Annotated in this window: 17 protein-coding genes and 1 tRNA gene; 9 read left to right on the top strand and 9 right to left on the bottom strand. The window is 41.6% G+C overall.

The window, feature by feature from the left end; translation table 11 throughout:
• The first annotated feature begins 71 nt into the window (after positions 1 to 71).
• Positions 72 to 142, top strand: a tRNA-Gln gene (locus J4N22_RS05790).
• 235 nt (positions 143 to 377) lie between these two features.
• Positions 378 to 1,490, top strand: a complete 1,113-nt coding sequence (locus J4N22_RS05785; protein WP_207492752.1) for an ATP-grasp domain-containing protein — start codon at positions 378 to 380, stop codon at positions 1,488 to 1,490.
• Here J4N22_RS05785 and J4N22_RS05780 read toward each other — a convergent pair.
• The 6 genes from J4N22_RS05780 to J4N22_RS05755 all read right to left on the bottom strand — a co-directional run bounded on the left by J4N22_RS05780 (position 1,448) and on the right by J4N22_RS05755 (position 8,841).
• Positions 1,448 to 3,103 (bottom strand): sensor histidine kinase, encoded by a 1,656-nt coding sequence (locus J4N22_RS05780; protein WP_207492750.1) that lies wholly within the window; start codon positions 3,101 to 3,103, stop codon positions 1,448 to 1,450. The two genes, J4N22_RS05785 and J4N22_RS05780, sit on opposite strands and share 43 nt — an antisense overlap.
• A 94-nt stretch (positions 3,104 to 3,197) precedes the next feature.
• Positions 3,198 to 4,067: a dTDP-4-dehydrorhamnose reductase gene (rfbD, locus tag J4N22_RS05775; RefSeq protein ID WP_207492749.1), complete on the bottom strand. Its 870-nt coding sequence runs from the start codon at positions 4,065 to 4,067 to the stop codon at positions 3,198 to 3,200.
• Positions 4,067 to 5,356, bottom strand: coding sequence for a nucleotide sugar dehydrogenase (locus tag J4N22_RS05770; protein ID WP_207492747.1), 1,290 nt, complete (start codon positions 5,354 to 5,356; stop codon positions 4,067 to 4,069). Before J4N22_RS05770 ends, rfbD begins: the two co-directional genes overlap by 1 nt.
• Entirely contained in the window at positions 5,356 to 6,336 is a 981-nt protein-coding gene (locus tag J4N22_RS05765) for a UDP-glucuronic acid decarboxylase family protein (RefSeq protein WP_207492744.1), read from the bottom strand. The genes J4N22_RS05770 and J4N22_RS05765 overlap by 1 nt, the downstream gene beginning before the upstream one ends.
• 6 nt (positions 6,337 to 6,342) lie before the next feature.
• A complete protein-coding gene (locus J4N22_RS05760; protein WP_207492743.1) occupies positions 6,343 to 7,701 on the bottom strand; it encodes a UDP-glucose dehydrogenase family protein in 1,359 nt (452 codons plus the stop codon).
• 9 nt (positions 7,702 to 7,710) lie between these two features.
• Positions 7,711 to 8,841 carry a DegT/DnrJ/EryC1/StrS family aminotransferase gene (locus J4N22_RS05755; RefSeq protein WP_207492741.1) on the bottom strand — a complete coding sequence of 377 codons (1,131 nt, stop codon included), beginning with the start codon at positions 8,839 to 8,841 and terminating at the stop codon, positions 7,711 to 7,713.
• Between the two features lie 102 nt (positions 8,842 to 8,943).
• Between J4N22_RS05755 and J4N22_RS05750 the strand changes: the two genes are divergently transcribed.
• Entirely contained in the window at positions 8,944 to 10,194 is a 1,251-nt protein-coding gene (locus J4N22_RS05750; protein ID WP_207492740.1) for a glycosyltransferase N-terminal domain-containing protein, read from the top strand.
• Here J4N22_RS05750 and J4N22_RS05745 read toward each other — a convergent pair.
• A complete protein-coding gene (locus J4N22_RS05745) occupies positions 10,167 to 10,967 on the bottom strand; it encodes a hypothetical protein (RefSeq protein WP_207492739.1) in 801 nt (266 codons plus the stop codon). The genes J4N22_RS05750 and J4N22_RS05745 overlap by 28 nt on opposite strands.
• A gap of 82 nt (positions 10,968 to 11,049) precedes the next feature.
• Between J4N22_RS05745 and J4N22_RS05740 the strand changes: the two genes are divergently transcribed.
• The 5 genes from J4N22_RS05740 to J4N22_RS05720 all read left to right on the top strand — a co-directional run bounded on the left by J4N22_RS05740 (position 11,050) and on the right by J4N22_RS05720 (position 14,913).
• Entirely contained in the window at positions 11,050 to 11,622 is a 573-nt protein-coding gene (locus J4N22_RS05740) for a thymidine kinase (protein WP_207492738.1), read from the top strand.
• 52 nt (positions 11,623 to 11,674) lie between these two features.
• Entirely contained in the window at positions 11,675 to 12,328 is a 654-nt protein-coding gene (locus J4N22_RS05735; RefSeq protein WP_207492737.1) for a heme exporter protein CcmB, read from the top strand.
• Between the two features lie 169 nt (positions 12,329 to 12,497).
• Complete coding sequence (gene ccsA, locus J4N22_RS05730) at positions 12,498 to 13,175, top strand: cytochrome c biogenesis protein CcsA (protein ID WP_207492736.1); 678 nt, start codon at positions 12,498 to 12,500, stop codon at positions 13,173 to 13,175.
• Positions 13,168 to 13,392, top strand: a complete 225-nt coding sequence (locus J4N22_RS05725; protein ID WP_207492735.1) for a CcmD family protein — start codon at positions 13,168 to 13,170, stop codon at positions 13,390 to 13,392. The genes ccsA and J4N22_RS05725 overlap by 8 nt, the downstream gene beginning before the upstream one ends.
• 102 nt (positions 13,393 to 13,494) lie before the next feature.
• Positions 13,495 to 14,913, top strand: a complete 1,419-nt coding sequence (locus tag J4N22_RS05720) for a Glu/Leu/Phe/Val family dehydrogenase (protein WP_207492734.1) — start codon at positions 13,495 to 13,497, stop codon at positions 14,911 to 14,913.
• Between the two features lie 62 nt (positions 14,914 to 14,975).
• Here J4N22_RS05720 and J4N22_RS05715 read toward each other — a convergent pair whose 3' ends face one another.
• The gene (locus J4N22_RS05715) at positions 14,976 to 15,407 is read right to left on the bottom strand and encodes a type I restriction enzyme HsdR N-terminal domain-containing protein (RefSeq protein ID WP_207492733.1); all 432 of its coding nucleotides are present in this window, start codon (positions 15,405 to 15,407) and stop codon (positions 14,976 to 14,978) included.
• 156 nt (positions 15,408 to 15,563) lie between these two features.
• On the opposite strand from J4N22_RS05715, the gene J4N22_RS05710 reads away from it, so the two are divergent.
• Entirely contained in the window at positions 15,564 to 16,334 is a 771-nt protein-coding gene (locus tag J4N22_RS05710) for an AMP nucleosidase (protein ID WP_207492732.1), read from the top strand.
• A 28-nt stretch (positions 16,335 to 16,362) separates the two neighbouring features.
• Here the strand turns inward: J4N22_RS05710 and J4N22_RS05705 are convergent, their stop codons facing one another.
• On the bottom strand, positions 16,363 to 20,079 hold the full coding sequence (locus J4N22_RS05705) for a TraB/GumN family protein (protein WP_207492731.1): 3,717 nt from the start codon (positions 20,077 to 20,079) through the stop codon (positions 16,363 to 16,365).
• Positions 20,080 to 20,383 lie beyond the last annotated feature (304 nt).

Below are 20,383 nucleotides of genomic sequence, written 5' to 3'. Positions count from 1 at the left end.
AAAACTTTGGGAGCAATAGCATCTACGCTTATTTTTGCACTCCCAATTCAGAAATGATAGGGACAAAAGTTTGGCCTATAGTATAATGGTAGTACGACAGATTTTGGTTCTGTTTGTCTTGGTTCGAATCCAGGTAGGCCAACTTAAAAAAGCTCCACATGTTGGAGCTTTTTTGTTTTCATACGCTGGCTTTTACTCCTCTTCTACCGCTACCCTCCCATCGCATTTGTTCAGCTATAACTTTAGCCTTCAATAGTTTCAATTTCTTTTACAGTGTAATAATCTGATTTTGGCAATATGATCACTCCAATTGTGCTGGTAAAGTTTTTTAAGTATGTCGTTTGCTATTGCAGCATTATCAATTTTACCTTCAGTACATGAGAAAAATCCTCAACCGTCCTTTTTTCATCCGGTTATTAAACTGGGAATACTGGCCGTTCCATGTAGTTTATGCACCGGTATATCCATACTGGTTTTGGTTATGTTTAAAAGCCAGGTCCTTCTTCTTTTTTACTGCGTCCAATCCTACCATAGAAACAGGTGGCTTTTTAATGGAGTCGAAAAAGAAGATTTATGATCTCATTCCACAAGAATACTACCCACGAACTTTTTTTGTAAAAGCAGGAACACCAGCTAATGAAGTGTGGCAAAAAATTAAAGATGCAGATTTCAAATTTCCGCTGGTAGGCAAACCTGATATTGGAGGCCGCGGCCGCGCTGTAAAAAAATTACTGAACAAGCAAGATGTAGTGGAATATGCTACCACACTTCAACTTGATTACCTGGTACAGGAATACATACCTTATGAAATGGAAGCAGGTATATTTTACTACCGTTTACCTAATGAAAAGAAAGGACATGTAACAGGAATAGTAGCTAAAGAATTTCTTACTATAAAAGGGGATGGCGTTTCTACTATCCGGCAACTGCTTGAAAAAGACCAACGATACCTACTGCAATTAGATGTGTTAGAAGAGCGATTTGGAGCCCAATTGCACAACATACTTCCAAAAGGAGAAAAGAAGGTACTGGTGCCTTATGGCAACCATTGCCGTGGAGCAAAGTTCATTGATGCCAGTGCGGTTATTGATGAACAGTTAGAAGCTTCTATTGATAAAGTTTGCCAACAAATAGATGGCTTTTACTATGGCAGAATGGACATCAAATTCAGTAACTGGGAAGACCTGAGACATGGAAAGAATTTTTCTATCATTGAACTGAATGGTGCAGGCAGTGAGCCTACTCATATGTATGATTCCAATCACAGCATTTTCTTTGCCTGGAAAGAGATCATTCGCCATTGGAAATACCTTTACAAAATCAGCATGCAGAATAAGCAGATCTCACCCTTTATGAGCTTCAAAGATGGCGTGAAGATGTTTAAAGATGATGCGGCTTATTCAAAAGTTTTAGAAGCGCAGGTTCTTACTGAACAATTAGAAGAAGATCAGGCACCTTCTTTGGCTTTAGCAGAGCCGCCTGCCCTATAATTTTGCTGCGATACAGGAAGAGTAATAGTAAATGTTGCACCTTCTCCTGGCACCGCTTCGGCTTTGATAACGCCATGATGATTTTCAACTATTTTTTTACAGATAGCTAAACCAATACCGGTTCCTTCATAGGCACTTTTGCCGTGTAATCTTTGGAAAATCCCGAAGATCTTCTCAGCATATTCACTTTCAAATCCAATTCCATTATCTATCACTTTCACTTGTACAAACTTCTGGTGTTGCCAGAACAGTGGACTCATCAACAATTGGTTATTGGCAGGACTAGTGTTTACCAGGTCTTCATATACCATGTTGCCTTGCATGTACTTACAGGTGATCTTGATCTCTGGTGTTACGCCTTCCTTCCTAAACTTTAGTGCATTCGTAAGTAGGTTTTGAAACAACTGCCGCACCTGTGTATAATTAGCTTCTATCACAGGAAGTTTATCTGATTGTATAACGGCTTTGGTATCCTCGATGGTAAGCTCAATATCTGTTTTTACTTCCTGCAGTACCTGTTCCATATCTACCTGTTCAAAAGAATATTTACTGGAATTGAACTGTGAGAAATACAGGATGTCATCTATCAACTTTTGCATGCGGCTCGATGACTGCATGATCTTTTGCATGAAGGTTTTGCCCCTCTCGTCAATCAGGTGGTCGTAACCCTTGTGAAGCATGTTCGTAAACGTATGGATCTTGCGCAATGGCTCTTGCAGGTCATGCGAAGCTATGTAAGCAAAATTCTGCAGTTCCATATTTGTCTCCTGCAGTTCCTGTGTTTTGATAACAAGCTCATGCTCCGTTCGCTTCATTTCAGTTACATCCTGCCCTGTACCCATCATCATGTGCACCTGGTTGTTAGCGTCCAGCATTATCTCGCCTTTAGAAAGCATTGTTTTTACAGAACCATCCGGAAGCACTATCCGATGAAAATATTCTTTGAATTCTTTTTTCTCGAAAGCCTCTTTGATGTTGGCTGATACATATTCCCTATCATCAGGATGCACCATACTGAGAAATTCTTCATAAGACAGTCCACCATTATTTACTGGTTGTACGCCGTATATCTTATACAAGCTATTGCTCCAGATCACCTTGTTGTCTGCTACATTCCACTGCCAGTATCCCATCTTGGCAATATCCTGTGCTTCGTTTAGCAGGTTATTTTTTACCTGCAATTCAGCCTCGGCCTTTTGTCTTTGGTCTATCTCTGATTCAAGTTCTTCTGCAGTGCGCAGTGAGAAAGCGGTAGGCAAAAGTTTGATTAAGGAGAAAACAGTAAGCCAGCTAATGGTGGCAGTTAGTACTCTTACTAATGCACTCAACCTATAAGCAGGAAACCAAAAAATAATTGCATCTAACAAATGTGTAGAGCCACACGCAAGAATAAACCCAGCAAAAAGGAAATATATTTTATGAAAGCGTATATCCCTTCTGCGGGTGATATACCGAAGGATGATAAGAGGAATAGCAAAATAAGCCGCCCAGATCATCAGGTCGCTGATGATATACATCCAGCCATGAAAGTCAGTCCAGTTACCGCAATGCCACCGTGGTGGCCAATCGGCAGTGTCTAGTAGTTTTTGGAAAAATTCTATAACCTGACTCATTAAGCAATTGATTTCAGTATCATTTGTGATACTGCCGGTTAGGGAATGTTTCGGAGTGAAGACAACAACTGTTCCAAAACATTATCAATATACGCTAATGAGCCATATGCTTAAAAAATTTGTCGAGGCTCTCTTTCCAATGAGGCACCTGTACCTGGAAATCATTTTTGATTTTCTCCTTATTCAATACAGAATAAGCAGGCCGCTTGGCAGGTGTGGGATAAGCAGATGACGGTATGGCACCTACTTTACATGAAGTACCAGAATAAGAGGCTATTGCTTCGGCAAATTGGAACCAGCTTATGACTCCTTCATTAGAATAATGATAAATGCCACCCGGTTGACTTGGATGATTTTGCAGTTTCACAATGATGTCGAGGATAGCTTTAGCAAGATCAGCAGCATTGGTAGGAGATCCAACCTGGTCATTCACTACGTTCAGGCTATCTCTGTCACGCATCAGGCGAAGCATGGTCTTTACAAAATTGTTTCCAAAGTGGCTATACACCCAACTGGTACGTATAACAATAGAGGAAGGATCCTGCATGGCAGCCTGCTCTCCTTTGAGTTTGGTTTCACCGTAAAAATTCACTGGACTCACCGGGTGATCTTCAGTATAAGGAATGGTGGCATTGCCATCGAAAACATAATCAGTAGAAACATGAATAAGACGTGCATTATGCTGTTTGCATGCACTGGCAAGATTGGCAACTGCTTGTTCATTTACAAACAATGCAGTCTCTTTTTCAGCCTCAGCTTTATCAACAGCAGTATATGCTGCAGCATTTATGCAAAAAGAAATTTTATATTTTGCAAAGTATTCATCAACCTGTTGCTTATCGGTGATGTCAAGAGTTGAGCGATCTGTAAGCTGGAAAATGAATTGAGGAAAAGCAGGTTCAAGTTGTTGTAACTCGCTTCCTAGCTGTCCATTTTTTCCTGCAACAAGAATGATCGGATTCATTATAAACTCCAGTATTTACGGCTTGTAATTTTATTTCTATAAATGCCTTTCAGATCTGCTATAAGCGCAGTAGGCTTGGTGATGGAGACAAAGTAATCATCATCAAATGCACGATAAGGATCGTGTGGTACACTAACTATAATCACATCGTAATCATCATCCAGTTCGCTGATCACGCAGCAGTTGTATTCTTCCTGCAGTTGCTCTTTATCAGCATATGGATCGGTAACAAATACTTGTAGATGGTATGTACGTAGCGTTTCCACCACATCCATTACTTTACTATTTCGTATATCGCTCACATTCTCTTTGAAGGTGGCGCCCATGAAAAGTATCTTGGCTGCCTTTACATTTTCACTGGTAGCAATTACGTGTTGCAATATCTTCTTCGAAACATAGTTTCCCATGTTGTCGTTGATATACCTTCCTGAAAGGATAACACGAGAATTGAAACCAAGTTCGGCGGCTTTGTAAGTAAGGTAATAAGGATCTACGCCTATGCAGTGGCCGCCAACAAGTCCTGGCTGAAAGCGTAGGAAGTTCCACTTAGTGCCTGCTGCTTCCAATACTTCGTACGTATTGATGCCCATCCGATCGAAGATGATCGACAACTCGTTCATCAGCGCAATGTTCACGTCGCGCTGCGTGTTCTCGATTATTTTGGCTGCTTCAGCTACCTTGATGGATGATGCACGATGTACACCGGCCTTCACCACTAGTTCGTATGTTTTAGCTATCACTTCGGCAGCCTCATCATCACTTCCTGAAACTACTTTGATGATGGAGGTTAGTGTATGTTGCTTATCACCCGGGTTTATCCTTTCTGGTGAATATCCAAGCTTGAAATCCTCTCCTACTTTAAGGCCGCTGACGCTTTCTATGATAGGTAAACAATCTTCCTCTGTACAGCCGGGGTAAACAGTAGATTCAAAAACAATGTAATCACCTTTTTTCAGCACTTTGGCTATTGTCTCTGACGCTCTTTTTACCGGCACCAGGTCAGGTACATTGTGGGGATCAACGGGTGTAGGAACAGCTACAATAAAAAAAGATGCGGCACCAAGATCTTCCGGGTTGGAAGTAAAGGTGATGTCGCATCCTTCAAATTCTTCTTTATCTAATTCGCCGCTAGGGTCAATGTGTTGCCGCATCAACTCCACACGCTTGTGGTTTATATCGAAACCAATAACAGATACATGACGAGCAAACTCAACTGCTATAGGCAGGCCTACATAGCCTAAACCTATAACAGCTAGTTTGGTTTGTTTATTAACAAGTGCAGAATACATTAATTAGACTTGAACTCTTTGGGTTGCTTGTACAATTCTTCTTTAGGCAAAGATTTGAAATATTCGTAAGTGATCTTCAAACCTTCTTCACGTGCAACCTTAGGTTCCCATCCAAGCAGTTCTTTTGCTTTGGTGATATTTGGACGACGCTGCTTCGGATCATCAACCGGTAGTGGTTTGTAAACGATCTTAGCATCAGTACCGGTTAGTTTCTGTACCTCTTCCGCAAATTCTTTCAAGGTAATCTCTACAGGATTTCCAACGTTTACAGGCTGTGCGTAATCGCTCATCAGCAAACGGTAAATACCTTCAATAAGATCATCAACATAACAGAAAGAACGTGTTTGTGAACCATCACCAAATACGGTAAGATCTTCACCACGCAATGCCTGGCCAATGAACGCAGGTAATGCACGGCCATCGTTTAGTCGCATGCGCGGACCATAGGTATTGAATATCCTAACGATCCTTGTTTCTACGCCATGGAATGTATGATATGCCATGGTCATTGCTTCCTGGAAACGCTTGGCTTCATCGTATACACCACGCGGACCTACAGGATTTACATTACCCCAATACTCTTCATCTTGCGGATGCACCAATGGATCACCGTAGATCTCACTGGTAGATGCTACCAGTATTCTTGCTTTCTTTTCGCGTGCAAGACCCAAACAGTTGTGTGTTCCAAGGGAACCAACCTTCAATGTTTGGATAGGTATTTTTAGATAATCAATTGGACTGGCAGGAGAAGCAAAGTGAAGTATATAATCCAATTGACCAGGAACATGAATAAACTTGGAAACATCATGATTGTAAAACTCAAAATCTTCCAATTTGAACAAATGTTCAATGTTCTTCAGGTCGCCGGTTATCAGGTTGTCCATTCCAATAACATGGAAACCTTCTTTGATAAACCTGTCGCATAAATGGGAGCCAAGAAAGCCTGCGGCCCCGGTTATTAAAACTCTTTTTTTAGACATTTTTTATTAGGCGTTAGTTAGGGCTGCTGTATCTTTTGTTGCCAATGAAAGATTTTCATTTACGGTTCTGCGTCCAATGCTCTTATAGTAGTATCCCAGTTCTTCCATTTTCTCAAGATCAAATACATTCCTTCCGTCAAAAACAACTTTTGACTTCAGTCTTGTTTCCATCTTTTCAAAATCCGGTGTGCGGAACTCTGCCCACTCAGTAGCAACGATCAGTGCATCTGCACCTTCAAGCGCTTCGTACTGACCTTCGCTAAATTCTATCTTCTCACCATAGATCTCTTTCACATTCTTCATTGCTTCAGGATCGAAAGTTTTGATAGTGCAACCAGCAGCCAGCAATTCATCTATCATTACTAAGGCTGGTGCTTCACGAATATCATCTGTATTTGGTTTGAAAGCTAGTCCCCAGATGGCGATTGTTTTACCAGCTAATTCTCCACCAAAGAACTCTTTGATGTATGGTAACAGGTATAGCTTCTGGTCTTCGTTCACATCTTCAACAGCTTTCAATATTCTAAAGTCGTAGTTCACATCTTCTGATGATTTCACCAGTGCTTTTACATCTTTAGGGAAACAGCTACCACCGTAACCGATACCAGGGAACAGGAAGCGTTTGCCGATCCTTTCATCGCTGCCAATGCCCTTGCGTACCAGGTCTACATCAGCACCTACCAGTTCGCACAGACGGGCGATCTCGTTCATGAATGTGATCTTGGTTGCAAGGAATGAGTTGGCTGCATATTTTGTAAGCTCGGCAGATGCTTCATCCATGAAGATGATAGGATTTCCCTGGCGAACGAATGGTGCATATAGTTCGTTCATGATCTTCTTTGCACGCTCTGAAGTAGTACCGATCACTACGCGGTCAGGCTTCATGAAATCATCAACCGCTACGCCTTCGCGCAGGAACTCAGGATTACTAACAACGTCAAATTCTACAGTAGCATTGGCTGCGATAGCCTTTGTTACTTTTTCAGAAGTACCAACAGGAACGGTGCTCTTGTCCACGATCACCTTGTAATCCTTCATCAGATGACCAAGATCATCAGCCACTTTCAGGATATACTTTAGGTCTGCGCTTCCATCTTCACCCGGAGGTGTAGGCAGCGCAAGGAAGATAACTTCTGCATCTTCTATACCTTCAGCAAGATTGGTTGTAAACTTCAGGCGCTCTTCTTTCAGGTTTCGCTGGAAAAGTTTCTCCAGTCCTGGTTCGAAGATGGTGATCTGGCCATTGCTCAGCTTCTCTATCTTACGCTGGTCAATGTCTACGCAGCAAACATAGTTGCCCGTTTCAGCAAAACAAGTCCCGGTAACCAGGCCTACATAGCCCGTTCCTACTACTGCAATTTTCATAATTTGATTTTACGCTTTTATAAAGTTTACAACGTGTTGTACGATGTGTTCTAATTGTGCCTCATCAAGTTCTGTATGAACCGGCAACGATAGCACCCTGTCTGTCAGCCAATCTGTAATTGGCATTTCGGTATTAGCAGAACCGAAAGCGTCAAACATCTTTTGACGATGAGCTGGCACCGGGTAATAGATCATGGATGGAATCTTATGTTCTCCAAGATATGTATGCAGTGCATCTCTGTCTATACCTTCTACCAACATAGTATATTGATGGTAAACGTGATCAGTATATGGAGCAACATACGGCGTGGTTATTTCCTTAACCTCAGCAAACGCATTGTTGTAATAATCTGCAACTTTTTGACGCGCTGCCGAATATTGATCCAGCCTTTTCAGCTTCACATCCAATATGGCAGCTTGTATAGAGTCCAATCTTGAATTGCAACCCACCATTTCATGGTAGTATCTCACCTTTTGGCCATGGTTGGCGATCATGCGTAGCTTTTCAGCCAGGGCATCATCATTGGTAAACATGGCTCCACCATCTCCATAAGCACCCAAATTTTTTGATGGATAAAAGGAAGTACATCCTATAGTTCCTATTGTACCTGTTTTCTTTACTGTACCATCAGAAAAAGTATAATCACATCCTATTGCTTGCGCATTATCCTCAATTACAGGCAATCCATGTTTTTCAGCAATTGCCATGATCTCTTCCATATTGGCTGCCTGGCCATACAGATGCACCGGTACAATCGCTTTTGTCTTTGGCGTGATAGCTTTTTCTATAGCCGCAGGATCAATACAAAAAGATTGCTTGTCTACTTCTACAAATACAGGTGTTAGCCTTAGCAGTGCAACTACTTCAGTGGTAGCTATATAAGTAAAAGAAGGAGTAATAACTTCATCACCAGGCTGAAGCCCAAGCGCCATCAAAGCGATCTGGAGAGCATCAGTTCCATTAGCACAGGTAATGGTATGTTTTACACCTAAATAACTTGATAGATTATTGGCAAAGTCATGTACAGCCTTTCCATTGATGTATGCAGCACTGTCAAGAACAGCTTGAATGCCTGCATCTACTTCATCTTTAATATGTAAATACTGTGTTTTGGTATCCACCATTTGGATCGGCCTCATATTATTTTCTTTTTCAATGGCGGCAAATCTACGTTAATTGGCCTTTCCTCTACTTACAATTTACTTAGTGAGGAACGGTTACTTTTGTCCGAAAAATCAGTCGTGCATTTGTTGTTATACCGGTTATTCATCAGGCTTTACATCCTTTCTATTACCGTCATTGCCCCTTTCAACAAGAAGGCGCGATTATGGTTACTAGGACGTAAGAACCTGCTTAAAAGGATGCAAGCTGACATTCTTCCTGCTGACAAGATCGCATGGTTTCATTGCGCTTCACTTGGCGAATTTGAACAAGGCCGCCCTGTTTTGGAGGAAATCAAACAACGTTATCCTGCCTACAAAATACTCCTTACATTCTTTTCTCCTTCGGGTTACGAGATAAGAAAAGATTATGCTGGAGCAGATTTCATCTACTACCTGCCTGCCGACACAGCATCAAACGCAAGATCATTTCTGGATATTGCCAAACCTTCCATCGTCATCTTTATAAAATATGAATTCTGGTTTCACTACCTGCACGAGGTAAACAAAAGGAATATCCCGCTATTGCTGGTGTCAGGCATCTTTAGGCAAGACCAACCGTTTTTCAAATGGTATGGCAGCTTGCACAAAAAGATGCTATCTTTTTTCGATTATATATTGGTGCAAAACGATGAGTCAAAACAACTGCTGCATGACATTAACCTAAAAGAAAATGTATTAATTACTGGTGATACAAGATTTGATAGAGTAATTGCCATTGCAGAAAATTTTGAACCAATCACTGAAATAGAAGCTTTTTGCCAAAACGCAGATGTAATTGTAGCAGGAAGTACATGGTCTGCCGACGACAAAGAGCTTTTTCATTTTGTAAATGCACACCCAGCCAAAAAGTTCATCATTGCGCCACACGATATCAGCGTGGAAAGGATAAATGAATGTAAAAGGGTGTATACTAATTCCATTCTATACTCAGAATATGTAAAAGGACGAGCAGGCACTTTTAATATTCTTATCATTGATAATGTAGGAATGCTGAGCAGGTTGTACCGCTATGGCACCGTTTGCTTTATAGGTGGCGGCTTTGCAGAAGAAGGCGTGCACAATGTGTTGGAAGCAGCAGTGTATGGCAAGCCTGTAGTTTATGGGCCTGTATATAATAAATATATAGAGGCGGTAGAATTAATAGAAGTTGGCGGAGCCTTCACTGTGAGTTCTGCTTCAGAATTTGAGACGGTGTTCAATCCTATGTTTCAAAAAGGCAGTAGCTACCAGCAAGCAAGCAAGGCAGCATATGACTATGTAAGGCAGAAGCAAGGTGCCACTAAAGCAATCTTAGATCTTATTTACGAGAAACGCCTTCTTACCAATTGATCAAAGGTCTTAACCAGGTCAAGAGTTGTATTCCAACCTAGTTTCACTTTTAGTTCGCGCTGGATCCAATATTCAGCTTCAGCATAAATATTGAAACCGTTGATGGTTTTGATGCTACGTTCGTACATGGTTTCGTCGCCGCGAAACAGTTCATTTATAAAGCGATGGCGGTCATTGATGCTGATGGCTTTTTTCAGATCCCTAATAGGAGTTTCCTGCAACATGCTCACCATTTCAGCCTTTTGTTCCTTCAATTTGTCATTCAGCGAATGTTCTTCGCCACCCATAGTATCATTCAACTCATAGATGATCTTTTCCTGGTGTGCAAGCGTTGGTGCTTCTATCACAGCTTCTGAATGCCAGTGTTTGGTATCGCTGCCAAGATTGAAAATTTCATCCCATGGACGGCCTTCAAGATATTGAGGAATTGGCTCAGGTTCTGGCTTTGGCGTTGGTGAAGGTGTAGGCTCTGAAGCAGGCACAACAGGCTCTGGCATTGGTTCAGGTATAGGCGCTGGTTCAGGCTCAGGCTTTATAACCGGCTTATAATGATCGTGATCGTTATGCGATATTTCAGGAGTGGAAACAGGTGCTGGTACAGACACTACTGAAGGGACCATAACAGCCACTTTTGAAGTAGGTATACCACCATTATTTTTATGCTGCAACAATTCAGTATGAAGCATTTGAGCAGTGATAATCATGTTCTCTACACTAGCCTTTTGAGCTAACTGCTCCTGCAATTTATTTATCAAAACACCCACTCTTTCCATGGGATAATATACTTTTGAGGGTTAGTAAGTAAGCAGGCTAAAATTACTGACTCTTTGATTACAATCACAAGTTATATTCTTAATGTTTATTGAACCTAACTTCTCCGGTGAAAGGCGTGGCTGGATAGAAGTGATTTGCGGAAGCATGTTTAGCGGAAAAACGGAGGAACTCATCAGGAGATTGAAACGCGCCAGGATTGCAAACCTGAAAGTTGAAATTTTTAAACCTGCCATAGATGTCCGTTACCACGAATCTGAAGTGGTAAGCCACGATTCTAATTCTATTCAGTCTACTCCAATTGATAATTCTCAAACCATCTTATTACTTGCCAATGGTGTTGATATTGTTGGTATAGATGAAGCGCAATTTTTTGATGATGAGATACTTCATGTATGCGAACGACTTGCACTGAATGGTACGCGTGTTATTGTTGCAGGCTTAGACATGGATTATATGGGTAAGCCGTTTGGTCAAATGCCAAAGCTGCTGGCTATAGCAGATTACATAACAAAACTTCATGCTATTTGTGTGAGATGCGGAAACATAGCAGCTATTTCCTATCGCAAAACTGCAACTGATGGACAAGTATTATTAGGAGAAAAAGATGTGTATGAACCGCGTTGCAGAAAATGTTATCATGAAAATTTTTCCTGAAGACACTGTTTCTTCTTTTAAGAATAAGCCACTCTTGTATAAACCCGCTTGAATGCCGCATACCATCATCAGCCTTTTTAAGAAAGACCTGTTGCTCGAGATAAGACAACAGTACAGCTTCTATGGTGTGCTGCTTTATGTAATGTCAACAATATTCGTTTTGTACCTGGCCATGGGTCACCCCGAAGACCAGGTATGGAATGGCTTGTTTTGGATGATACAATTGTTTGTATGTATAAATGCGGTGGCTAAAAGTTTTTTACAGGAGAGCCGCGGTAAGATGCTCTACTTCTACTCTATTGCAGGGCCAAGAGATTTTGTTTTGTCAAAGCTGTTGTTCAATGCCCTGCTTATGATGGTAATGAGCCTGTTGAGCCTGGGACTATTTCAATTACTGATGGGAAACCCGCTTCGTAACCCAATGCAGTTTGTAGGTCTTGCAGTGTTAGGCGGCGTAAGCCTAAGCCTGGTGTTTACTTTTTTAGCAGCCATAGCAGCTAAAGCACAACAACAGGCAGCACTCATGGCTATACTTGGTTTCCCCATCATCATTCCGCAGATATTGTTACTAATGAAAATTTCTTCCATCGCCTTTTCTTCAGTAATACAGGCGGGGCTTTCGCAAATGGTGCTTTTATTGTGCGGACTTGATCTAATGATCATTGTCTTATCAGTCATTCTTTTCCCGTTTTTGTGGAAAGATTGATCAATTTCAAGTTATCGCCATAGGTTCACTTCATTCCTCTGCTACTCAACTAAATTTGGCATCTATCACTTTTTGAAGCTACCCTTCCCCTATTTTTGCTGCACGAAATTCAAGACGGTTGAAAAGGTTGCTTGCCACTTCCAAATCAGCCTTCTTTAAACCAAAGAACATGCTCAGACAATCCTGGTGGAAAATCCTGTCTGTTTTATTACTCATCTATACTTTCATTGCGGGTTTTACTATTAAAGTACCAATGATCGGTAACTTGTATGCGACCATCCGCAACCTGTTTTTCCATGTTCCTATGTGGTTCGGGATGATGATCGTTTTCATTACCTCTGTAGTATATGCAGTAAAATACCTCCGTTCACCATCGCTTAACACAGATATCTATTCAGCTAATTATGCCAAAACCGGTATCGTTTACGGCATACTTGGATTGGTAACAGGTGCTATATGGGCAAAATATGCATGGGGCGAATATTGGAGCAACGATCCTAAACAAATAGGCGCAGCAATCGCACTACTTATTTACGCGGCCTACTTTGTGCTGCGCAATTCAATTCCTGATATAGACAAGCGTGCAAAAATTGCAGCGGTATACAACATCTTTGCATTCGCCATTCTGGTACCTACCATTTGGATTTTACCTAGAATGGTAGAAAGCCTACATCCTGGAGGCCAAGGTGTAGAAGGAAACCCTGGGATAAATGGCAATGACCTGGACCCAGCAATGCGTAAAGTATTCTGGCCTGCCGTTATAGGATGGACGCTGTTCGGTGTGTGGATCACAACGCTTAAGATCAGGTACGAACTTTTAAAAGAAAAACAACTGGCTAATGGTTAACCTTAAAAAACTGCTTTTCATCATAGGCCTGTTCAGCAGTAATTTTGTACTTGCGCAACAAACTGTGCAAGATGTAGTTAAAGATGATGAAGGATGGATGCGTAGTGAAGAAAAGATCTGGGTTGTAGGTGCTGTAGCACTAACCGTACTGGTGGGCCTGGTTATATATGTAATAAGGCTTGACCGGAAAATTAGCAGCCTGGAAAAGAAACAATAGAAAGAACCCTTTTATAGGGTAATAAAAAAGCTAACGATTAAACCAAAATAAGAAGATAGTGATAACATCACAGACCTTCTAAAAACAAGAAAACAAGATAACATGTCAGAAAATCAACAGTACAGCTTCTTTGAAAGTGTTCTAAGAAGCTTTGACAAAGCTGCCAGGTTCACTAGCTGGGATCCAGGTATCCTTGAACAGATAAAAGCTTGCAACAGCGTTTACCGCATGAAGTTTCCAGTAAAAATAGGAGATAGTGTAGAAGTAATAGAAGCTTATCGTGTGCAGCACAGCCACCATAAAACACCATGTAAAGGTGGTATTCGCTTTAGCATGGAAGTAAACCAGGATGAGGTAATGGCGCTTGCTGCACTTATGACCTATAAGTGCGCCATTGTGAACGTGCCTTTTGGTGGTGGTAAAGGTGGTATCAAGATCGATCCAAAGAGATACACTCCATACGAACTGGAAAAGATCACCCGCCGTTATACTGCAGAACTTATCAAGAAGAATTTTATAGGACCTGGCACTGACGTTCCGGCTCCGGATTATGGAACAGGTGCAAGAGAAATGGCATGGATACTTGATACCTATGTAGCCATGCACCCAGGTGAAGTAGATGCTGCTGCTTGTGTTACCGGTAAGCCAGTATCTCAAGGTGGTGTTCGTGGTCGTACAGAGGCTACAGGTCTTGGTGTGTTCTACGGCATCCGCGAAATCTGCAACATGCCGGATGTAATGGAAAAATTGGGTCTGTCTGTAGGTATGAAAGACAAGACAGTTGTAGTGCAAGGATTAGGTAACGTAGGATATCACAGCGCAAAATTCTTTAGAGAAGGTGGTGCTAAAGTGATTGCCATTGCAGAATGGGAAGGTGCAATCTTCAACGCTGATGGATTGAATGAAGAGGAAGTTTTCCAGCATCGTAAGACTACAGGAACCATTCTGAATTTCCCTGGCTCTACCAATCTTGCTATCAATACAGATGCATTAGAACTAGAGTGCGACATCCTTATACCAGCTGCACTTGAGAATGTGATCAACAATGTAAATGCGCCAAAAGTAAAAGCTAAGATAATTGGTGAAGCAGCTAACGGTCCTCTTACTCCGGAAGCTGATGAGATACTTTCTGCTAAAGGCACACTGGTAGTACCAGATATGTACCTAAATGCAGGTGGTGTTACTGTGAGCTATTTTGAATGGCTGAAGAACCTGAGCCACGTGCGTTATGGTCGTATGGAAAAGCGTTTTACTGAGAATATGAACAAACATATCCTTGGCCAGATAGAAGACCTGACCGGTAAGCAGGTAAGCGAATCTGAGCGCAAGTTCATTGAGCATGGAGCTGATGAAGTAGACCTTGTACATTCAGGATTGGAAGAAACGATGATCACTGCTACCCGCGAGATCATGGACATCTGGAAGTCAAATCCAGAAATTCCAGACATGCGTACGGCAGCATACATCAGCGCTATCAATAAAGTAGCAACCAGCTATGCTGAATTAGGAATTTTCCCTTAGTAGATTTATAAGTCATTATATTAAAAAGTCCCTGGCTTTCAGCCGGGGCTTTTTTTTTCCAGCTAATATTCCGGCATCTCCTCTACCCATTTGTGCTGCCCATCTTTTATTTGCATGGCAAATGTGTTACTGCCATTCGTTATCACTATATATTCTACCTGCAGCTGAATATTATAATTTAATACCTGCCTGATGGTGGCTTCCGATAAAGGCACATTCATTTCTTTACACTCTACCACCATCCATGGTTTGGCGTTTTTGTAAACGAGTACATCAAAACGCTTCTTAACATCTGCAACTAGTATTTCTTTCTCTACAGCTATCAGCGAAGCAGGATATTGCTTTACCTGCACCAGGTATTGGAGAAAATTTTGCCGCACCCATTCTTCCGGCGTTAGTGTTACCCATTGTTTACGGCATTCATCAAAAATGACTTCCCGGCTGGCTTCATTTTTTATCTTGAAAGGAAACTTGGGATACTGGATATTGATCATTGTAGCAAAAGTAAAGCAATGACACTTTGATATTATAAGGGTGCGGCCTAATTGAAATAGAACAAATGTCCGCTATTACTATTGCAGCTATTGCCATTGATTTTGCTACATTTACAGAATCACTTTTTCGAAATTAGAAACTGATAACGCATACATATGAAGACAAAAGATGAAATAGTAAAAAATTGGTTGCCACGCTATACCGGCGAAAAGCTTGAAAATTTTGGCAAGTACATCCTGCTGACCAACTTCAGCAATTATGTAAAAATGTTTGCTGACCAGCACAATGTACCCATTGTAGGACTTGATCGTCCCATGCAATGTGCCACTGCAGAAAACATAACGATCATCAATTTTGGGATGGGTAGCCCGGGTGCTGCAACTGTTATGGATCTTTTGTCGGCTATTGAACCCGAAGCTGTCTTATTCCTGGGTAAATGCGGTGGGCTTAAAAGACGCAACAAGATCGGCGACCTGATACTGCCTATAGCAGCTATACGGGGAGAAGGTACATCGAACGACTATTTTCCTGCTGAAGTGCCGGCTATGCCTTCTTTCGCCTTGCAAAAAGCCATCTCAACCACCATACGCGATTTTGAAGTGGATTACTGGACCGGAACGGTTTATACCACCAACCGCCGTGTGTGGGAGCACGATGAAGAGTTTAAGAGCTACCTGCAGAATGTACGTGCTTATGCAATAGACATGGAAACCGCAACCATCTTCATGGTTGGTTTTTTCAATAAAATACCTACCGGTGCACTCCTGTTAGTAAGCGATCAACCAATGATACCAGAAGGTGTAAAAACAGAACAAAGCGATGTAATGGTAACTAAATCATTTGTAGAAAAACACCTGATGATAGGCATACAATCATTAAAGCAACTGCAGAACAATGGACTTACAGTTCGTCACCTGCGGTTTTAAAATAATAGGAGATTATTAGCCAGAGCTGCTAATAATCTCCTATTTCCATTTCATAATCTTCTATATCGCCAAATGGACTTCGAAAAACATTCTGCGTTTTATCGGTAAAGAAGTTACGGCTGCTTTTGTGCTGGGCAAATACCAACTGTTTTATCTGCTGTTCAAACTGATCTGTTACAGGCTCATCACCTTTTAGCCTCCTGTCAGTCATCTTCACCATATCCTTGTTGCTGCTAACTTCCTTAATGTTCTCAGGCTGCAACCCGCTGATGCCAATCTTCCAATCATCTTCCTTCTTCACCTTGTATTTGTACATATAGATCCAGCCTTTCTTGCCTTTCACATCTACCAGTTTTTTATTTACCAACTCTACAGCAGCTACTTGCGGCAAGCTTTTATCATTCACTAAAAGAGAAGTAGTTATCTGCTCCTGGCTCTTATACTTCGCCGGGAACAAATCGGTTCTGTTTATCTTTTCAAGGCGTGCTAATAATTTGGCGCGGTAATCATCTTTAGATGCAAGGTTGGCCAGCAGCGTATCAGGTATCTTCTTGTTGTTCCTTATCATCACCAATGCTGCATTCATCTGCACATCGGGGTCTTTAGAATGTAGCAGCTTATCAAAGAATTTTGACACCAGCTGGCTCTGGTCGTAAAATGGCATCAATAAAACTGCATAATCATTTATCGATGATCCGCTGTTTCCATAAGCAGAAGTAGAGGCGTAAAGACCACGAACCATAGGCTTATCATCATCCTGCTTTGTCTCTTGTTCCATTCGCTTTTCGTCGCGCACCTGTTGCTTTTTCAGCTGAATGGTAGCATCAAACATCAACTTATTGAAGTAAGAAGCATAATCCTTTCCTTGAATGTAGCCGCTGTCTACCAGCTGGCGTAACAAGCTGTTGATGCGACTTCTGTAATCTTCCACATCAGCCAGTTGTAATATTTCAGGAAAAAGTGTTCGTGCAAGCGGCAAGGTATCCGTGAAGTGGCTGAACATTCTGCCATATTCATAGCTGTTCTCAAAAATAGGCGGATCCTGTACCAGCAGCTCTTTCAGAACCTTATAAGCAGCTTCATTTTTTAGCCTTGCCAACGATATAAGAACAGGATTTTGAAAAGTAACCGTATCAGCAGTTTTTGTATAAAGATCTTTTAGCACTGCTATTACCCCAGGTTGTGCCGTGGTATCATCTATATATCCCAGTTCATTTATGAACTTTGTCTTCAACTCAAAATAATTCTTATCTGACAGGTTCAGTTGATTGATGGCTTCTACTATCCTGTTTGCACCAGCCTTACCAAAATAAACATTGGAGATAGCATTGTGTGCCCGCATTTTAACCAGCGAATCGCTACTACTATAATCTGCAAAAAATAGGTCCAGCTTATTCTCGAAAATAGAAGGTCCAAGCTTTTTCTGAATGGGCTGCACGGAAGTAAAAAACTGGTTGATGAACTCACTTGCATTGCCTGTACCATCTGTGATGGTTGAAAACCTGAACAGGTGATCGTCCTTTAGCAGGTACTTGTGCATGATATTGCGTGAAGAATTGGTATCTGACAGCACCAGCACATAACCTCCCTGTGTTCCTGCAGGCTGGATAAACTCCTTCTTCTTTAGCACCATGTCTTTAAGCAGGTTCTTTTCATCCATCCTGTCGCGCCAGAATTTAGCTGTATCCCTGCTATAGTAGTACCTCGGAAACGACTCTACGTTAACAACGACTGCTTCCCCTGTTTCATCGCTTTTAAAAACGCCGGTCCTGCTCTTGGGCCAGTAACTATAGTTGCCGGTAATGCTGGAACCTTCATCAGCAGAAGCCTTTTCTATCCAAGAACGAAGCATGGTATCTATCTCTGGCCTTACTGATGTAAGTACTTCTATGTTAAGTACAGAGTCCACATATTTCTCAGCGTTAGGATATTTGAAAGGTGTAAAACTGAAGGAAGAAAAGAAAGGTGTGAAATCTGCTGACTTACTATTAGAGCGAGCTACCAACATATAATAGTGAGGCCCGTTGATGAATGTTCTTGTTTGCACATAGCCGCCATCTTTCATCAGGTATTTCGCTTCCAGGAAAGGCCTGCTTCCAGTGTTCACCATTTTACGGCTAAGCTTTTTGCTTACCAGCTCCGACCGTTGGAAACTTTCATCCATCAGAGCAAGATCAAAAGTATCCTCTTCTAAAAAACCGAAATTGTAAACCGACTTGCGCCACACCAGGTAGGCATTACCAGTCTTTTTATCAAGCGCTTCAAAATTCCATTTATCAATTCTGTCAGCGTTTCCTTTTACCACCGACACATTTGGCTGCTGTGGTAGTTTTACAGTAAAGCCTCCATGTTCTGGTTGGTACTGAACCCAATTGTCATTAGTAGCCAGGTTGATCTTTATAGAATTAAAAAATGTTTCTGCCTCCTGCCCTTGCACATAGCTGTCCATCCCGCTCATTTTAAAAACGAGTATCTCGTACGGCGTCACCAGTACCTGGTAGCGCTGCACATCGCCGCGGCGGGTCTTGTTGGTAATGTCAAAACCATGAAACCCATTTTTGGTAATTGCAGTTTTAGAAACAATTTTACCTGGAATGAACTCGTATAACAGGCTGTCTACTTTTCTCAGCACTGCCTTTTCTCCTACACCTAAAATGCCTCCATGTGTGCGTACCCTGGTCATCATGTAGTACGAGCCATTGTTCATATCAGCATATTGCCAACTGTCGGTCTTTGCTTCTTCTCTTTTGAACAGCTGCCCCGGAAGTTTCATTTCAATCATTCCATCGGTGCTGGTTACCGGCTGAAAATTTACAGGCACCTTCAGTTTGTCAATCTTCTCTTTTTCCTCTGCATCTCTGCCACGCATGAATATGGGACGAAGCGTATATCCCTTTTGCCGAAGCAGTTCGATAACGCCCCGTGGGCCGGGTAAATGTGCCGCTCCCACACCAACAAATAGACTTTGCTTTTGTATTATGGTATCTATAGAATGAGCCTGTATCTCGTTACGCACATACAGGAACTTCTCATTGAAAGCCTGCGATACTTCCGTCATTCTTTGCAAAGAATCCATCAGGTCAAGATCACCTGTGCGATATGCTTCCTGCATTTTCTTCTCTATCTCGTACATCGACTGGCCATCTGTATCTATCGACTTTTTATTTTTTTCTTTGGCCATATCAGCATAAGCTTCCAGCATCAATCGCTCACTTTCCATATAATCTTCTACACCTGCCGGCTGCTTTCCAAGTTTGCGGCCTGTTTGATAGATGTACAGGTCCAGGTAAGTGTTTTCTTCAAAATCTGCGCGTGACTGGTAGCTACGGTATAATAAATTATTTACCACTGTTGGCTCTTCGCTCAGTGCACGTTTTATATCGTCCTCATATTTCTGAAGCTGGAAAGATTTTTCATTGATAAAATCGTTGGTGGCAGGGCGGCTAAAGCGGGTTAGATTAAGCTGAGACTTTTGAAGACGGAACATTTGTTCCTGCCATTGCTCAGGATTTAGTTCAAGCGCAACTGCGTCAGTACTTTTAATGGCGTGATAAAATGAGTCACTGAGGTTAAAAACCATTTTGCTGCTTACGTGCATGGTCCCAAACAGGTAAGATGGTTTTTTGAGTCCATTACCCGTTATTTCCCAAAACAGACTTGGGTATTTTTTAGTGCTGTTTTGACCTTGTGAAAAAAGAATGAGAGGTGCTCCTGCTACCACCATTATCAGAATTAAACGCCTCAAACTCATAGGTTAATTTATTAAAAATGATTTCCGGTAAGATATACGACTTCTGCATAGGAAAATTTTTTTGCCTAATTACCAATGAGTTGGGAAACGAGGTATGAAAATTTAAACCCTATCACCAAATAATGTATAAAAAACAATACCCGCCTAAAAAAGTGTGAGTCCTGTAAAAAAATGTGGAGAACGCAAAGCTTTTTCTAAAGAAACATCTACAATAAAATGATAAATGTGCCTCACGAACCAGCCACAGGTAAGGTTTTTTTACGAGGATGCAGCAGTGGTAACAGTAATTATACTAATT

It is taken from the genome of Aridibaculum aurantiacum (assembly GCF_017355875.1).
Taxonomy (GTDB): Bacteria; Bacteroidota; Bacteroidia; order Chitinophagales; family Chitinophagaceae; genus Segetibacter; species Segetibacter aurantiacus.
Note: the sequence above shows the minus strand (reverse complement) of the source record. Positions and strands in the feature narration are given on the sequence as shown.

Excerpts from the sequence above, each read along its gene's own strand:
- J4N22_RS05785 (WP_207492752.1), top strand. The coding sequence starts at position 378 with ATGAGAAAAATCCTCAACCGTCCTTTTTTCATCCGGTTATTAAACTGG.
- J4N22_RS05780 (WP_207492750.1), bottom strand. The coding sequence starts at position 3,103 with ATGAGTCAGGTTATAGAATTTTTCCAAAAACTACTAGACACTGCCGAT.
- rfbD (WP_207492749.1), bottom strand. The coding sequence starts at position 4,067 with ATGAATCCGATCATTCTTGTTGCAGGAAAAAATGGACAGCTAGGAAGC.
- J4N22_RS05770 (WP_207492747.1), bottom strand. The coding sequence starts at position 5,356 with ATGTATTCTGCACTTGTTAATAAACAAACCAAACTAGCTGTTATAGGT.
- J4N22_RS05765 (WP_207492744.1), bottom strand. The coding sequence starts at position 6,336 with ATGTCTAAAAAAAGAGTTTTAATAACCGGGGCCGCAGGCTTTCTTGGC.
- J4N22_RS05760 (WP_207492743.1), bottom strand. The coding sequence starts at position 7,701 with ATGAAAATTGCAGTAGTAGGAACGGGCTATGTAGGCCTGGTTACCGGG.
- J4N22_RS05755 (WP_207492741.1), bottom strand. The coding sequence starts at position 8,841 with ATGAGGCCGATCCAAATGGTGGATACCAAAACACAGTATTTACATATT.
- J4N22_RS05745 (WP_207492739.1), bottom strand. The coding sequence starts at position 10,967 with ATGGAAAGAGTGGGTGTTTTGATAAATAAATTGCAGGAGCAGTTAGCT.
- J4N22_RS05740 (WP_207492738.1), top strand. The coding sequence starts at position 11,050 with ATGTTTATTGAACCTAACTTCTCCGGTGAAAGGCGTGGCTGGATAGAA.
- J4N22_RS05735 (WP_207492737.1), top strand. The coding sequence starts at position 11,675 with ATGCCGCATACCATCATCAGCCTTTTTAAGAAAGACCTGTTGCTCGAG.
- ccsA (WP_207492736.1), top strand. The coding sequence starts at position 12,498 with ATGCTCAGACAATCCTGGTGGAAAATCCTGTCTGTTTTATTACTCATC.
- J4N22_RS05725 (WP_207492735.1), top strand. The coding sequence starts at position 13,168 with ATGGTTAACCTTAAAAAACTGCTTTTCATCATAGGCCTGTTCAGCAGT.
- J4N22_RS05720 (WP_207492734.1), top strand. The coding sequence starts at position 13,495 with ATGTCAGAAAATCAACAGTACAGCTTCTTTGAAAGTGTTCTAAGAAGC.
- J4N22_RS05715 (WP_207492733.1), bottom strand. The coding sequence starts at position 15,407 with ATGATCAATATCCAGTATCCCAAGTTTCCTTTCAAGATAAAAAATGAA.
- J4N22_RS05710 (WP_207492732.1), top strand. The coding sequence starts at position 15,564 with ATGAAGACAAAAGATGAAATAGTAAAAAATTGGTTGCCACGCTATACC.